Below are 12,364 nucleotides of genomic sequence, written 5' to 3'. Positions count from 1 at the left end.
ACCAATTAACGGCCGTAGCCTTTCAGGTTCGCCTTCTTCAATGCAGACTCATACTGACTGGACATCATCAGAGTTTGCACTTGAGCCATAAAGTCCATAATCACGACAACAACGATAAGCAGTGAGGTCCCACCGAAGTAGAACGGCACTTTCATTGCATCACGCATGAACTCCGGGATCAGGCAGATAAAGGTAATATACAGCGCACCAACCAGGGTCAGGCGGGTCATTACTTTATCGATATACTTCGCCGTTTGCTCTCCCGGACGAATTCCTGGTACAAATGCACCGGACTTCTTCAGGTTATCTGCTGTTTCACGCGGGTTGAAAACCAACGCCGTGTAGAAGAAACAGAAGAAGATGATTGCAGACGCATAGAGTAACACATAAAGCGGTTGCCCAGGCTGCAAATACAGCGAAATTGTTGTCAGCCAGTTCCAACCAGTACCGCCCCCGAACCATGACGCGATGGTCGCCGGGAACAGAATAATACTGGAAGCGAAGATTGCCGGGATTACCCCCGCCATATTCACTTTCAGCGGTAAATGTGTGCTCTGTGCAGCATAGACACGACGACCTTGCTGACGTTTGGCGTAGTTTACCACAATACGGCGTTGACCACGTTCAACGAATACTACAAAGAACGTCACTGCAAATACTAATACTGCAACCAACAGCAACACGAGGAAGTGCAGGTCGCCTTGACGCGCTTGCTCGATAGTATGGGCAATGGCTGGCGGGAGTCCCGCAACGATACCAGCGAAGATGATGATTGAGATACCGTTACCGATACCGCGCTCAGTAATCTGTTCGCCGAGCCACATCAGGAACATGGTTCCTGTAACCAGACTTACAACAGCGGTGAAATAGAATGCAAAGCCTGGATTCATCACCAGGCCCTGCATACCAGGCATATTCGGCAAACCGGTAGCAATACCGATCGACTGGAATATCGCCAGCACCAGAGTACCGTAACGGGTGTACTGGCTGATCTTACGACGACCAGACTCCCCTTCTTTCTTAATTTCTGCCAGCGTTGGATGAACCACCGTCAACAGCTGGATAATGATCGACGCCGAAATATACGGCATGATCCCCAGGGCAAAGATAGAAGCACGGCTGAGAGCACCACCAGAGAACATGTTAAACATTTCAATGATGGTGCCTCGCTGTTGCTCAAGCAGTTTGGCAAGTACAGCGGCATCAATACCAGGGATCGGAATAAAAGAGCCAATACGGAACACAATCAGCGCGCCGATAACAAACAGCAGTCTGCGTTTCAGCTCACCTAAGCCACCTTTGGCACTTTGAAAATCTAATCCCGGTTGTTTAGCCATCTGCTACTTATTCCTCGATTTTACCGCCAGCAGCTTCGATAGCAGCACGAGCGCCTTTAGTAACACGCAGGCCACGAACAGTTACCGGAGTAGTGACTTCGCCAGCCAGGATCACTTTCGCGAACTCGATCTGGATACCGATAATGTTTGCCGCTTTCAGCGTGTTCAGGTCTACAACGCCGCCTTCTACTTTCGCCAGGTCAGACAGACGAACTTCGGCTGTAATCGCTGCTTTGCGAGAAGTGAAGCCGAATTTCGGCAGACGACGGTACAGAGGCATCTGACCACCCTCGAAACCGCGACGTACGCCACCGCCAGAACGAGACTTCTGACCTTTGTGACCACGACCACCGGTTTTACCGAGGCCAGAACCGATACCACGACCCAGGCGTTTACCCGCCTTTTTGGAGCCTTCGGCCGGAGACAGAGTATTTAAACGCATCTCTTACTCCTCAACTTTAACCATGAAGGAAACCGCGTTGACCATACCACGAACAGCAGGAGTATCCTCGCGCTCTACGGTGTGGCCAATACGACGCAGACCCAGGCCAAGCAGCGTTGCCTTGTGTTTCGGCAGACGACCGATTGCACTGCGGGTTTGAGTAATTTTAATAGTCTTTGCCATGGTTTATTTCCCCAGAATTTCTTCAACGGATTTACCACGCTTGGCAGCGACCATTTCTGGAGAATTCATATTTTCCAGGCCATCAATAGTTGCACGAACCACGTTGATCGGGTTGGTGGAACCGTATGCTTTAGCCAGAACGTTATGAACCCCAGCAACTTCCAGAACGGCGCGCATTGCACCACCGGCGATGATACCGGTACCTTCGGAAGCTGGCTGCATGAATACACGAGACCCCGTGTGAACACCTTTAACCGGGTGCTGCAGGGTGCCGTTGTTCAGCGCGACGTTAATCATATTGCGACGGGCTTTTTCCATCGCTTTCTGGATCGCTGCTGGAACTTCACGCGCTTTACCGTAACCAAAACCTACGCGACCGTTACCATCGCCTACTACAGTCAGAGCTGTGAAGGAGAAAATACGACCACCTTTAACGGTTTTAGATACGCGGTTTACCGCGATCAGCTTTTCCTGCAGTTCGCCAGCTTGTTTTTCGATGTGAGCCATCTTACACCTCTACCTTAGAACTGAAGGCCAGCTTCACGGGCAGCATCTGCCAGTGCCTGGACACGACCATGATATTGGAACCCGGAACGGTCAAAGGACACATCTTTGATGCCTTTTTCCAGAGCGCGTTCAGCGACAGCTTTACCCACAGCTGCAGCCGCGTCTTTGTTACCGGTGTACTTCAGTTGTTCAGCGATAGCTTTTTCTACAGTAGAAGCAGCTACCAGAACTTCAGAACCGTTCGGTGCAATTACCTGTGCGTAAATATGACGCGGGGTACGATGTACCACCAGGCGAGTTGCGCCCAGCTCTTTGAGCTTGCGGCGTGCGCGGGTCGCACGACGGATACGAGCAGATTTCTTATCCATAGTGTTACCTTACTTCTTCTTAGCCTCTTTGGTACGCACGACTTCGTCGGCGTAACGAACACCCTTGCCTTTGTAAGGCTCAGGACGACGGTAGGCGCGCAGATCTGCTGCAACCTGGCCGATCACCTGCTTATCAGCGCCTTTCAGCACGATTTCAGTTTGAGTCGGACATTCAGCAGTGATACCTGCCGGCAGCTGATGGTCAACCGGGTGAGAGAAACCTAAAGACAGGTTTACTACATTCCCTTTAACCGCTGCACGATAACCTACACCAACCAGCTGCAGCTTCTTAGTGAAGCCTTCGGTAACACCGATAACCATTGAGTTCAGCAGGGCACGCGCGGTACCAGCCTGTGCCCAACCGTCTGCGTAACCATCACGCGGACCGAAGGTCAGTGCATTATCTGCATGTTTAACTTCAACAGCATCGTTGAGAGTACGAGTCAGCTCGCCGTTTTTACCTTTGATCGTAATAACCTGACCGTTGATTTTGACATCAACGCCGGCAGGAACAACGACCGGTGCTTTAGCAACACGAGACATTTTTTCCTCCGATTAGGCTACGTAGCAGATAATTTCGCCACCAAGACCAGCCTGGCGCGCTGCACGATCAGTCATAACACCTTTAGAGGTAGAAACAACTGCGATACCCAGACCGGCCATAACTTTCGGCAGCTCATCTTTACGTTTGTAGATGCGCAGACCTGGGCGGCTGACACGCTGAATGCTTTCTACAACAGCTTTACCCTGGAAATACTTAAGAGTCAGTTCCAGTTCCGGCTTGGTGTCGCCTTCAACTTTAAAATCTTCAATAAAACCTTCTTCCTTCAGCACGTTGGCAATTGCCACTTTCAGCTTGGAGGAAGGCATGGTGACCGCAGCTTTGTTCGCGGCCTGACCGTTACGGATACGGGTCAGCATATCCGCGATCGGATCTTGCATGCTCATCTGTCTTTACTCCCGTGATTCAATTGGTGACAATTACCAGCTAGCCTTTTTCAGACCCGGAATTTCACCGCGCATAGCGGCTTCACGGACCTTAATACGGCTCAACCCGAACTTCCGCAGGAAAGCGTGCGGACGACCAGTTTGACGGCAGCGGTTACGCTGACGTGACGGGCTGGAATCACGCGGCAGAGTCTGCAGCTTAAGAACCGCATTCCAACGATCTTCGTCGGTTGCGTTCACATCAGAGATGATCGCTTTCAGTTCAGCGCGTTTCGCGAAGTATTTATCAGCTAAAGCTACGCGTTTTACTTCGCGTGCTTTCATTGATTGCTTAGCCATTTAGTAACCCTACCTTACTTGCGGAACGGGAAGTCAAAGGCAGCCAGCAGAGCACGGCCTTCTTCGTCAGATTTCGCAGTAGTGGTAATGGTAATATCCAAACCACGAACGCGGTCGACTTTATCGTAGTCGATTTCTGGGAAGATGATCTGCTCACGGACACCCATGCTGTAGTTACCACGACCGTCGAATGACTTAGCGGACAAGCCACGGAAGTCACGGATACGAGGAACAGCAATAGTGATCAGGCGCTCAAAGAACTCCCACATGCGTTCGCCACGCAGAGTTACTTTACAGCCGATCGGATAGCCCTGACGGATTTTGAAGCCTGCAACAGATTTGCGTGCTTTGGTGATCAACGGTTTTTGACCGGAGATTGCTGTCAGGTCTGCTGCTGCGTTATCCAGCAGTTTCTTGTCAGCGATCGCTTCACCAACACCCATGTTCAGGGTGATCTTCTCGACCCGAGGGACTTGCATGACAGAATTGTAGTTAAACTCAGTCATGAGTTTGTTAACTACTTCGTCTTTGTAGTAATCATGCAGTTTCGCCATCGTACTACTCCAAATTACTTGATAGTTTCGCTGTTAGACTTGAAGAAACGGACTTTTTTGCCGTCTTCGAATCTAAAGCCTACACGGTCAGCCTTGCCGGTTGCCGCATTGAAGATTGCAACGTTAGAAACCTGAATTGCAGCTTCTTTTTCAACGATGCCGCCCGGTTGGTTCAGAGCCGGAACCGGCTTCTGGTGTTTCTTAACCAGGTTGATACCTTCAACAATGACCTTGCCGGAAGACAGGACATTCTTAACTTTACCGCGTTTACCTTTATCTTTACCGGTTAACACGATAACTTCGTCATCACGACGGATTTTCGCTGCCATGATTCGCTCCTTAGAGTACTTCTGGTGCCAGAGAGATAATTTTCATGAACTTCTCGTTACGAAGTTCACGAGTTACCGGCCCAAAAATACGCGTACCGATAGGCTGCTCGCTGTTATTGTTTAAAATAACGCATGCATTACCATCGAAGCGAATGACAGAACCGTCCGGGCGACGAACACCCTTCTTGGTGCGCACCACTACCGCCTTCAGCACATCACCTTTTTTGACCTTACCACGCGGAATCGCTTCTTTGATGGTGATCTTAATGATGTCGCCTACGCCTGCGTAGCGACGGTGCGAGCCACCCAGAACCTTGATACACATTACGCGACGTGCACCGGAGTTGTCGGCGACGTTCAGCATAGTCTGTTCTTGGATCATTTTAGTGCTCCGCTAATGTCAACTACTACTGAGACCCGAAAATCAGGTCGTTAAAAAAACCCCATATCGAGGGCGCGGCATTATAACACCGCAAATCAGATATGGGTAGAAAAAATAAACGGCCCATCGCTGAGCCGTTTATTCGTTGAGAATGCGTACTGTATTACAGAACCGCTTTCTCTACAACGCGAACCAGAGTCCAGGATTTGGTCTTGGACAGCGGACGGCATTCGCGGATTTCAACCACGTCGCCGATACCGCATTCGTTGTTCTCGTCATGTACGTGCATTTTGGTCGTACGCTTGATGAATTTACCGTAGATCGGGTGTTTCACAAAACGTTCGATAGCAACAACAATGGATTTCTCCATTTTGTCGCTAACCACGCGACCTTGCAGAGTACGGATTTTATCGGTCATTACGCACCCGCCTTCTCAGTCAGTAAAGTCTTAACGCGTGCGACATCACGACGCACTTGCTTCAACAGGTGAGACTGTTGCAGCTGGCCACTTGCAGCCTGCATACGCAGGTTGAACTGCTCACGCAGCAGGTTCAGTAGCTCGGTGTTCAGCTCTTCAACGCTCTTCTCACGCAGCTCTTTTGCTTTCATTACATCACCGTCTTAGTTACAAAGGTGGTTTTAATCGGCAGTTTCGCTGCTGCCAGCTTGAATGCTTCACGGGCCAGCTCTTCCGGTACGCCGTCCATTTCATACAGGACTTTACCCGGCTGAATCAAGGCAACCCAATACTCCACGTTACCTTTACCTTTACCCATACGCACTGCCAGCGGCTTTTCAGTGATCGGTTTGTCCGGGAATACACGGATCCAGATCTTACCTTGACGCTTAACTGCACGGGTCATAGCACGACGTGCTGCTTCGATCTGACGGGCAGTCAGACGACCACGGCCAACAGCTTTCAGGCCGAAGCTGCCGAAGCTAACATCCGCGCCTGCAGCCAGACCACGGTTGCGGCCTTTGTGCATTTTACGGAATTTTGTACGCTTTGGTTGTAACATCAGCGACGCTCCTTATTTACGGCCTTTACGCTGCTGCTTTTTCGGTTGAGCAGCCGGTTTTTCCGGTTGTTCAACAGCAGCCATACCACCCAGGATCTCGCCTTTGAAGATCCACACTTTAACGCCGATTACACCATAAGTGGTGTGCGCTTCAGAGGTGTTGTAGTCGATGTCAGCACGCAGAGTGTGCAGCGGTACGCGACCTTCGCGGTACCATTCGGTACGTGCGATTTCCGCGCCGCCCAGACGGCCGCTAACTTCAACTTTGATACCTTTAGCGCCCAGACGCATGGCGTTCTGTACAGCACGCTTCATCGCACGACGGAACATAACGCGACGTTCCAGCTGAGAAGTGATGCTGTCAGCAACCAGTTTAGCGTCCAGTTCAGGTTTACGAACTTCGGCGATGTTGATCTGTGCAGGAACGCCAGCGATATCCGCTACGACCTTACGCAGTTTTTCTACGTCTTCACCTTTTTTACCGATAACGATACCCGGGCGAGCGGTGTGAATAGTCACACGGATGCTCTTAGCCGGACGCTCGATAACGATACGAGATACAGACGCTTTAGCCAGTTCCTTCGTCAGGTACTGACGTACTTTAAAATCGCTGTCCAGGTTGTCAGCGAATTCTTTGGTGTTCGCAAACCAGGTAGAGTTCCATGGTTTTACAATACCCAGGCGAATACCATTAGGATGTACTTTCTGACCCATTGCTAGTCTCCAGAGTCTCAGCGATCGGACACAACCACAGTAATGTGGCTGGTGCGCTTCAGGATGCGATCTGCACGACCTTTTGCACGCGGCATAATGCGCTTCATGCTCGGGCCTTCGTCTACGAAAATTTTCGTAACTTTCAGATCGTCAATGTCAGCGCCATCGTTGTGTTCAGCGTTAGCAATGGCAGATTCCAGAACTTTCTTGACCAGTACAGCCGCTTTCTTGTTGGTGTAGGTCAGAATATCCAGAGCCTGCGACACTTTCTTACCGCGAATCAGGTCAGCAACAAGGCGAACCTTCTGAGCAGAAGAACGAGCATGGCGATGTTTAGCGATAGTTTCCATCTCTTCCTCCTACCTTATTTCTTCTTCGCTTTTTTATCAGCAGCGTGGCCGCGATAAGTACGAGTCGGTGCGAATTCACCCAGTTTGTGACCGACCATTTCGTCGGAAACAAATACCGGAACGTGCTGACGACCATTATGGACAGCGATGGTCAAACCGATCATGTTAGGAAAGATCGTTGAACGACGGGACCAGGTGCGCAGGGGCTTCTTGTCTCCGCTTTCCACCGCTTTCTCTACCTTCTTCAGCAAGTGCAGGTCAATAAAAGGACCTTTCTTGAGAGAACGTGGCATGGCTTATCCTCTAAAATTATTTGCTACGGCGACGTACGATGAATTTATCAGTACGCTTGTTGCTGCGGGTCTTCTTACCTTTGGTCTGAACGCCCCACGGAGTTACCGGGTGCTTACCAAAGTTACGACCTTCACCACCACCATGTGGGTGGTCTACTGGGTTCATCGCAGTACCGCGAACGGTAGGACGAACGCCACGCCAGCGTGCAGCACCTGCTTTACCCAGAACGCGCAGCATATGCTCAGCATTGCCAACTTCGCCCAGGGTTGCACGGCAGTCTGCTTCGACTTTACGCATTTCACCAGAACGCAGACGCAGGGTGACATAAGCGCCATCGCGAGCAACGATCTGAACGTAAGTACCAGCGGAACGTGCCAGCTGACCGCCTTTACCTGGTTTCATTTCTACGTTATGAACGGTAGAACCAACCGGGATATTGCGCATCGGCAGGGTGTTGCCTGCTTTGATTGCAGCATCAACGCCAGACTGAATCTGGTCGCCAGCTTTCAGGCCTTTCGGGGCCAGGATGTAACGGCGTTCGCCGTCTTTGTACAGAACCAGCGCGATGTTCGCGGAACGGTTCGGATCGTACTCAAGACGTTCAACAACTGCCGGGATACCGTCTTTGTTGCGTTTGAAGTCAACAATACGATAAGCCTGTTTGTGACCACCACCGATATGACGAGTGGTGATACGGCCATTGTTGTTACGACCACCGGATTTGCTGTTTTTTTCAACCAGCGGAGCAAAAGGTTTGCCCTTGTGCAGCTCTGGGTTGACCACTTTAACGACGTGGCGACGACCCGGAGATGTCGGTTTACATTTAACAACTGCCATTGTATTACTCCTCCGACTTACTCAGCGCCGCCGACGAAGTCCAGATTCTGGCCTTCTTTCAGGGTGACGTAAGCTTTTTTCCAGTCGCTACGACGACCGATACGCTGTCCGTGACGTTTAACTTTCCCTTTAACAACCAGGGTGTTAACGACTTCGACTTCGACTTCAAACAGTTTCTGCACAGCAGCTTTGATTTCTGCTTTGGTCGCGTCTTTAGCAACTTTGAGAACGATGGTGTTAGTTTTTTCCATCGCAGTAGACGCTTTTTCAGAAACGTGCGGTGCGCGCAGCACCTTCAGCAGACGTTCTTCACGAATCATGCCAGCATCTCCTCAACTTGCTTAACAGCATCAGCAGTCATTACGACTTTGTCGAAGGCGATCAGGCTAACCGGGTCGATACCAGTCGCATCGCGTACGTCAACCTTGTGCAGGTTACGTGCGGCCAGGAACAGGTTCTCGTCCAGCTCACCGGTGATGATCAGCACATCTTCCAGAGCCATGTCTTTCAGTTTCTGTGCCAGCAGCTTAGTTTTCGGCGCTTCTACAGAGAACTTCTCGACAACGATCAGACGATCCTGACGTACCAGTTCGGACAGGATGCTTTTCAGCGCGCCGCGGTACATCTTCTTGTTAACTTTTTGACTGTGGTCCTGCGGACGAGCAGCGAAGGTCACGCCACCGGAACGCCAGATCGGGCTCTTGATAGAACCTGAACGCGCACGGCCAGTGCCTTTCTGGCGCCACGGTTTTTTACCGGAACCAGTTACTTCAGCACGAGTCTTCTGAGCACGAGTACCCTGACGAGCACCAGCTGCATAAGCAACAACAACCTGGTGAACCAGCGCTTCGTTGAAATCACGACCGAAGGTAGTTTCGGAAACAGTCAGCGCGCTCTGCGCGTCTTTCAATACTAATTCCATTGCTATCCCCTTACGCCTTCACAGCTGGTTTAACGATCAGGTCGCAACCGGTTGCACCCGGAACACCACCCTTAACCAGCAGCAGGTTGCGCTCAGCGTCAACGCGTACTACGTCAAGGCTCTGAACGGTTACGCGCTCATTACCCATCTGACCTGCCATTTTCTTGCCTTTGAACACTTTGCCCGGAGTCTGGTTCTGACCGATAGAACCCGGAACGCGGTGAGACAAGGAGTTACCGTGAGTAGCGTCCTGGGTACGGAAGTTCCAGCGCTTAACGGTACCAGCGAAACCTTTACCTTTAGAGGTACCGGTTACGTCAACTTTTTTAACGTCAGCAAACAGTTCAACGCTGATGCTCTGACCTACGGTGTATTCTTCGCCTTCAGCCAGACGGAATTCCCACAGACCACGGCCAGCTTCTACGCCAGCTTTAGCAAAGTGACCCGCTTCCGGCTTGGTGACACGGTTAGCTTTTTTAGCACCCGTAGTAACCTGAACAGCGCGGTAGCCATCGTTAGCCAGGTCTTTAACCTGAGTAACACGGTTTGCTTCAACTTCGATTACGGTTACTGGGATAGAGACGCCATCTTCAGTGAAGATGCGGGTCATACCCACTTTTTTACCGACTAAACCAATCATTGTATCAACCTCTCAATCGCTCGATGACCTGATTAACCCAGGCTGATCTGCACGTCTACACCGGCAGCCAGGTCCAGACGCATCAGAGCATCAACGGTTTTCTCGGTTGGCTCAACGATGTCAACCAGACGCTTGTGAGTGCGAATTTCGTACTGATCGCGCGCATCTTTGTTAACGTGCGGAGAGATCAGAACGGTAAAGCGCTCTTTGCGGGTCGGCAGCGGGATCGGACCGCGAACCTGCGCACCAGTGCGCTTGGCAGTCTCGACGATTTCCGCGGTTGATTGATCGATCAGACGATGATCAAACGCTTTCAGGCGGATACGGATTCTTTGGTTCTGCATGAGACCAGAGCTCCAATTATTTTATAAACGAAAATGATTACTCCTCACACCCATTACGATTGATGGGAGAGTGTAACCGTTCTTACGTAGCTCCCCGATTGGGAGCATTGTTAAATAGCCAAATCGGCTATTCGAGGTTCAAATCGAACCTGCCGTCAATTACGACAAGCCCGCGCATTATACGTAAATCTCAGCCTGACGCAAGTGTCGGATAGAAATTAAGCGCTTTATTCTTATGCGAGCATGATTCCAGATGGTACGCATGGGATGGCAACGCGCATCTTTTCTTTGGAAGGCATCAGGCAAACCTGGCAATACGTCGTTGTCGCTGTCGCATAAATCTATAAAGGTGAGCACAAGCCTTGACGAGGATTTGCTTATGTTTGTTGCCCTCCCCTTTCTCATTTTTTATGCGTCGTTCTCTTTATTACTTGGCATATACGACGCGCGTACCGGTCTGTTGCCTGACCGGTTTACCTGTCCATTACTGTGGGGTGGTCTGCTTTATCACCAGATTTGCCTGCCGGAGCGTTTACCGGATGCGCTTTGGGGTGCTATCGCCGGCTATGGCGGATTCGCGTTAATTTACTGGGGCTATCGCCTGCGTTATCAGAAAGAGGGGCTTGGATATGGCGACGTCAAGTACCTTGCAGCCTTAGGAGCGTGGCATTGTTGGGAAACACTGCCGTTACTGGTTTTCCTTGCCGCCATGTTGGCCTGTGGCGGGTTTGGCGTCGTGCTACTGGTGAGAGGTAAATCGGCATTAATAAACCCGCTACCTTTTGGGCCATGGCTGGCGGTGGCGGGTTTCATAACAGGTTGGAAAGCTTTCTTTCCAGACGGTTAATCGGTAACCTTAATTTGTGATTGCAGATAATTTTGCATACCAAGTTTGGCAATCAAATCCAGCTCAGTTTCCAGCCAGTCGATGTGGCCTTCCTCGTCGGCAAGAATTTCAATCATCATATCCCGGCTGACATAATCATGAACGCTATCGGCATAGGCTATTGCCTCACGTAGATCTTTTGCGCCTTCCAGTTCGAGCCGGAGATCCGATCGTAGCATCTCTTCAACATCTTCACCGATGCCCAGCTTGCCCAGATCCTGTAGGTTCGGTATGCCTTCCAGAAATAAAATACGCTCAATATACTTATCGGCGTGTTTCATCTCATCAATGGATTCATGGTACTCAACATCATTAAGCCGGGTCAGCCCCCAGTTTTTGAACATACGGGCATGAAGAAAATACTGATTAATTGCGACAAGCTCATTTCCCAATAGTTTATTGAGATAATTTATGATTTTAACATCACCTTTCATTTTATAGTCCCTCCGCTTCCACTCTCTAGAGCGTAGATGGGGCTACAGGGATGTCAAAAAAAAGAGTGTGACTCAGGCGATCTCTTTAAATTCCGGCATTTGCGTTAACTCATCCTGCATCACTTCTCGCGCGGCGCGAATACACTTACCACATTGATTTCCCACAGGAATAAATTTACGCAACTGTTGAAATGACTGTGGATGAAATTGTCGTACAGCCTGGCGGATTTTTTTATCGCTTATACCATTACACAAACAAACGTACATGATCGCTCCCGTTCAATTTCCGCACAAAGTGTAAATGAGAATGGTTATGATTACAATAGCACAAAGCGATTTACGCCATGGGAGAAGCGTTAAAAAGGGTGAATAAATATAACAGCGGCTAAATAGCAGGCAACAAAAAGGGCGCCGAAGCGCCCTCTTCAATTCAAAACTAATTAACGAGTAATTAGCCCAGAACTTTAGCAACAACGCCCGCGCCAACGGTACGGCCGCCTTCACGGATTGCGAAACGCAGACCGTCGTCCATTGC

General features: G+C 50.3%; 26 protein-coding genes. 1 reads left to right on the top strand and 25 read right to left on the bottom strand.

All coding sequences use genetic code 11. From position 1 onward, the window contains the following. Positions 1-5: 5 nt before the first annotated feature. The 22 genes from secY to rpsJ all read right to left on the bottom strand — a co-directional run bounded on the left by secY (position 6) and on the right by rpsJ (position 10,509). A complete protein-coding gene (gene secY / locus ACLJPE_RS22910) occupies positions 6-1,337 on the bottom strand; it encodes a preprotein translocase subunit SecY (protein WP_001118864.1) in 1,332 nt (443 codons plus the stop codon). Between the two features lie 7 nt (positions 1,338-1,344). Continuing rightward, positions 1,345-1,779 carry a 50S ribosomal protein L15 gene (rplO, locus tag ACLJPE_RS22905; RefSeq protein WP_001238917.1) on the bottom strand — a complete coding sequence of 145 codons (435 nt, stop codon included), beginning with the start codon at positions 1,777-1,779 and terminating at the stop codon, positions 1,345-1,347. A gap of 3 nt (positions 1,780-1,782) precedes the next feature. Further along, positions 1,783-1,962 (bottom strand): 50S ribosomal protein L30, encoded by a 180-nt coding sequence (rpmD, locus tag ACLJPE_RS22900; protein WP_001140434.1) that lies wholly within the window; start codon positions 1,960-1,962, stop codon positions 1,783-1,785. A gap of 3 nt (positions 1,963-1,965) precedes the next feature. After that, positions 1,966-2,469 carry a 30S ribosomal protein S5 gene (rpsE, locus tag ACLJPE_RS22895; RefSeq protein WP_000940121.1) on the bottom strand — a complete coding sequence of 168 codons (504 nt, stop codon included), beginning with the start codon at positions 2,467-2,469 and terminating at the stop codon, positions 1,966-1,968. Positions 2,470-2,483: 14 nt separating this feature from the next. Beyond that, a complete protein-coding gene (gene rplR, locus ACLJPE_RS22890; protein WP_000358956.1) occupies positions 2,484-2,837 on the bottom strand; it encodes a 50S ribosomal protein L18 in 354 nt (117 codons plus the stop codon). A gap of 9 nt (positions 2,838-2,846) precedes the next feature. Beyond that, positions 2,847-3,380: a 50S ribosomal protein L6 gene (gene rplF / locus ACLJPE_RS22885; RefSeq protein WP_000091939.1), complete on the bottom strand. Its 534-nt coding sequence runs from the start codon at positions 3,378-3,380 to the stop codon at positions 2,847-2,849. Positions 3,381-3,392: 12 nt separating this feature from the next. Further along, entirely contained in the window at positions 3,393-3,785 is a 393-nt protein-coding gene (rpsH, locus tag ACLJPE_RS22880) for a 30S ribosomal protein S8 (protein ID WP_000062611.1), read from the bottom strand. Positions 3,786-3,818: 33 nt separating this feature from the next. Further along, positions 3,819-4,124, bottom strand: coding sequence for a 30S ribosomal protein S14 (gene rpsN / locus ACLJPE_RS22875; protein ID WP_001118932.1), 306 nt, complete (start codon positions 4,122-4,124; stop codon positions 3,819-3,821). Between the two features lie 14 nt (positions 4,125-4,138). Continuing rightward, positions 4,139-4,678: a 50S ribosomal protein L5 gene (gene rplE / locus ACLJPE_RS22870; protein WP_001096206.1), complete on the bottom strand. Its 540-nt coding sequence runs from the start codon at positions 4,676-4,678 to the stop codon at positions 4,139-4,141. 14 nt (positions 4,679-4,692) lie between these two features. Beyond that, positions 4,693-5,007 carry a 50S ribosomal protein L24 gene (gene rplX / locus ACLJPE_RS22865; protein ID WP_000729185.1) on the bottom strand — a complete coding sequence of 105 codons (315 nt, stop codon included), beginning with the start codon at positions 5,005-5,007 and terminating at the stop codon, positions 4,693-4,695. 10 nt (positions 5,008-5,017) lie between these two features. Continuing rightward, entirely contained in the window at positions 5,018-5,389 is a 372-nt protein-coding gene (rplN, locus tag ACLJPE_RS22860; RefSeq protein ID WP_000613954.1) for a 50S ribosomal protein L14, read from the bottom strand. Between the two features lie 163 nt (positions 5,390-5,552). After that, positions 5,553-5,807, bottom strand: a complete 255-nt coding sequence (gene rpsQ, locus ACLJPE_RS22855; protein WP_000130101.1) for a 30S ribosomal protein S17 — start codon at positions 5,805-5,807, stop codon at positions 5,553-5,555. Continuing rightward, a complete protein-coding gene (gene rpmC / locus ACLJPE_RS22850) occupies positions 5,807-5,998 on the bottom strand; it encodes a 50S ribosomal protein L29 (protein WP_000644742.1) in 192 nt (63 codons plus the stop codon). Before rpmC ends, rpsQ begins: the two co-directional genes overlap by 1 nt. Continuing rightward, the gene (gene rplP / locus ACLJPE_RS22845) at positions 5,998-6,408 is read right to left on the bottom strand and encodes a 50S ribosomal protein L16 (RefSeq protein ID WP_000941208.1); all 411 of its coding nucleotides are present in this window, start codon (positions 6,406-6,408) and stop codon (positions 5,998-6,000) included. The genes rpmC and rplP overlap by 1 nt, the downstream gene beginning before the upstream one ends. Positions 6,409-6,420: 12 nt before the next feature. Next, complete coding sequence (rpsC, locus tag ACLJPE_RS22840; protein WP_000529945.1) at positions 6,421-7,122, bottom strand: 30S ribosomal protein S3; 702 nt, start codon at positions 7,120-7,122, stop codon at positions 6,421-6,423. A gap of 17 nt (positions 7,123-7,139) precedes the next feature. After that, on the bottom strand, positions 7,140-7,472 hold the full coding sequence (gene rplV, locus ACLJPE_RS22835; RefSeq protein ID WP_000447529.1) for a 50S ribosomal protein L22: 333 nt from the start codon (positions 7,470-7,472) through the stop codon (positions 7,140-7,142). A 14-nt stretch (positions 7,473-7,486) separates the two neighbouring features. After that, positions 7,487-7,765: a 30S ribosomal protein S19 gene (gene rpsS, locus ACLJPE_RS22830; RefSeq protein ID WP_001138115.1), complete on the bottom strand. Its 279-nt coding sequence runs from the start codon at positions 7,763-7,765 to the stop codon at positions 7,487-7,489. Between the two features lie 16 nt (positions 7,766-7,781). Then, complete coding sequence (gene rplB / locus ACLJPE_RS22825; RefSeq protein WP_000301869.1) at positions 7,782-8,603, bottom strand: 50S ribosomal protein L2; 822 nt, start codon at positions 8,601-8,603, stop codon at positions 7,782-7,784. 17 nt (positions 8,604-8,620) lie between these two features. Beyond that, entirely contained in the window at positions 8,621-8,923 is a 303-nt protein-coding gene (gene rplW, locus ACLJPE_RS22820) for a 50S ribosomal protein L23 (protein WP_000617546.1), read from the bottom strand. Further along, positions 8,920-9,525 carry a 50S ribosomal protein L4 gene (rplD, locus tag ACLJPE_RS22815; protein WP_000424395.1) on the bottom strand — a complete coding sequence of 202 codons (606 nt, stop codon included), beginning with the start codon at positions 9,523-9,525 and terminating at the stop codon, positions 8,920-8,922. Before rplD ends, rplW begins: the two co-directional genes overlap by 4 nt. 10 nt (positions 9,526-9,535) lie before the next feature. Next, on the bottom strand, positions 9,536-10,165 hold the full coding sequence (gene rplC / locus ACLJPE_RS22810; RefSeq protein ID WP_000579838.1) for a 50S ribosomal protein L3: 630 nt from the start codon (positions 10,163-10,165) through the stop codon (positions 9,536-9,538). 32 nt (positions 10,166-10,197) lie between these two features. After that, the gene (rpsJ, locus tag ACLJPE_RS22805; RefSeq protein ID WP_001181005.1) at positions 10,198-10,509 is read right to left on the bottom strand and encodes a 30S ribosomal protein S10; all 312 of its coding nucleotides are present in this window, start codon (positions 10,507-10,509) and stop codon (positions 10,198-10,200) included. A gap of 379 nt (positions 10,510-10,888) precedes the next feature. Between rpsJ and hopD the strand changes: the two genes are divergently transcribed. After that, complete coding sequence (gene hopD / locus ACLJPE_RS22800; RefSeq protein ID WP_023136404.1) at positions 10,889-11,356, top strand: prepilin peptidase; 468 nt, start codon at positions 10,889-10,891, stop codon at positions 11,354-11,356. Here hopD and bfr read toward each other — a convergent pair. The 3 genes from bfr to ACLJPE_RS22785 all read right to left on the bottom strand — a co-directional run. Next, positions 11,353-11,829, bottom strand: coding sequence for a bacterioferritin (gene bfr, locus ACLJPE_RS22795; protein ID WP_000675530.1), 477 nt, complete (start codon positions 11,827-11,829; stop codon positions 11,353-11,355). The two genes, hopD and bfr, sit on opposite strands and share 4 nt — an antisense overlap. Before the next feature lie 72 nt (positions 11,830-11,901). After that, positions 11,902-12,096 (bottom strand): bacterioferritin-associated ferredoxin, encoded by a 195-nt coding sequence (bfd, locus tag ACLJPE_RS22790; protein WP_000289082.1) that lies wholly within the window; start codon positions 12,094-12,096, stop codon positions 11,902-11,904. A gap of 184 nt (positions 12,097-12,280) precedes the next feature. After that, positions 12,281-12,364, bottom strand: an 84-nt coding sequence (locus tag ACLJPE_RS22785; RefSeq protein WP_000740160.1) for a hypothetical protein, incomplete at its 5' end; no start/stop codon positions are given.

This window comes from Salmonella sp. SAL04196, assembly GCF_046550835.1.
GTDB lineage: Bacteria > Pseudomonadota > Gammaproteobacteria > Enterobacterales > Enterobacteriaceae > Salmonella > Salmonella enterica.
Note: the sequence above shows the minus strand (reverse complement) of the source record. Positions and strands in the feature narration are given on the sequence as shown.

Excerpts from the sequence above, each read along its gene's own strand:
- secY (WP_001118864.1), bottom strand. The coding sequence starts at position 1,337 with ATGGCTAAACAACCGGGATTAGATTTTCAAAGTGCCAAAGGTGGCTTA.
- rplO (WP_001238917.1), bottom strand. The coding sequence starts at position 1,779 with ATGCGTTTAAATACTCTGTCTCCGGCCGAAGGCTCCAAAAAGGCGGGT.
- rpmD (WP_001140434.1), bottom strand. The coding sequence starts at position 1,962 with ATGGCAAAGACTATTAAAATTACTCAAACCCGCAGTGCAATCGGTCGT.
- rpsE (WP_000940121.1), bottom strand. The coding sequence starts at position 2,469 with ATGGCTCACATCGAAAAACAAGCTGGCGAACTGCAGGAAAAGCTGATC.
- rplR (WP_000358956.1), bottom strand. The coding sequence starts at position 2,837 with ATGGATAAGAAATCTGCTCGTATCCGTCGTGCGACCCGCGCACGCCGC.
- rplF (WP_000091939.1), bottom strand. The coding sequence starts at position 3,380 with ATGTCTCGTGTTGCTAAAGCACCGGTCGTTGTTCCTGCCGGCGTTGAT.
- rpsH (WP_000062611.1), bottom strand. The coding sequence starts at position 3,785 with ATGAGCATGCAAGATCCGATCGCGGATATGCTGACCCGTATCCGTAAC.
- rpsN (WP_001118932.1), bottom strand. The coding sequence starts at position 4,124 with ATGGCTAAGCAATCAATGAAAGCACGCGAAGTAAAACGCGTAGCTTTA.
- rplE (WP_001096206.1), bottom strand. The coding sequence starts at position 4,678 with ATGGCGAAACTGCATGATTACTACAAAGACGAAGTAGTTAACAAACTC.
- rplX (WP_000729185.1), bottom strand. The coding sequence starts at position 5,007 with ATGGCAGCGAAAATCCGTCGTGATGACGAAGTTATCGTGTTAACCGGT.
- rplN (WP_000613954.1), bottom strand. The coding sequence starts at position 5,389 with ATGATCCAAGAACAGACTATGCTGAACGTCGCCGACAACTCCGGTGCA.
- rpsQ (WP_000130101.1), bottom strand. The coding sequence starts at position 5,807 with ATGACCGATAAAATCCGTACTCTGCAAGGTCGCGTGGTTAGCGACAAA.
- rpmC (WP_000644742.1), bottom strand. The coding sequence starts at position 5,998 with ATGAAAGCAAAAGAGCTGCGTGAGAAGAGCGTTGAAGAGCTGAACACC.
- rplP (WP_000941208.1), bottom strand. The coding sequence starts at position 6,408 with ATGTTACAACCAAAGCGTACAAAATTCCGTAAAATGCACAAAGGCCGC.
- rpsC (WP_000529945.1), bottom strand. The coding sequence starts at position 7,122 with ATGGGTCAGAAAGTACATCCTAATGGTATTCGCCTGGGTATTGTAAAA.
- rplV (WP_000447529.1), bottom strand. The coding sequence starts at position 7,472 with ATGGAAACTATCGCTAAACATCGCCATGCTCGTTCTTCTGCTCAGAAG.
- rpsS (WP_001138115.1), bottom strand. The coding sequence starts at position 7,765 with ATGCCACGTTCTCTCAAGAAAGGTCCTTTTATTGACCTGCACTTGCTG.
- rplB (WP_000301869.1), bottom strand. The coding sequence starts at position 8,603 with ATGGCAGTTGTTAAATGTAAACCGACATCTCCGGGTCGTCGCCACGTC.
- rplW (WP_000617546.1), bottom strand. The coding sequence starts at position 8,923 with ATGATTCGTGAAGAACGTCTGCTGAAGGTGCTGCGCGCACCGCACGTT.
- rplD (WP_000424395.1), bottom strand. The coding sequence starts at position 9,525 with ATGGAATTAGTATTGAAAGACGCGCAGAGCGCGCTGACTGTTTCCGAA.
- rplC (WP_000579838.1), bottom strand. The coding sequence starts at position 10,165 with ATGATTGGTTTAGTCGGTAAAAAAGTGGGTATGACCCGCATCTTCACT.
- rpsJ (WP_001181005.1), bottom strand. The coding sequence starts at position 10,509 with ATGCAGAACCAAAGAATCCGTATCCGCCTGAAAGCGTTTGATCATCGT.
- hopD (WP_023136404.1), top strand. The coding sequence starts at position 10,889 with ATGTTTGTTGCCCTCCCCTTTCTCATTTTTTATGCGTCGTTCTCTTTA.
- bfr (WP_000675530.1), bottom strand. The coding sequence starts at position 11,829 with ATGAAAGGTGATGTTAAAATCATAAATTATCTCAATAAACTATTGGGA.
- bfd (WP_000289082.1), bottom strand. The coding sequence starts at position 12,096 with ATGTACGTTTGTTTGTGTAATGGTATAAGCGATAAAAAAATCCGCCAG.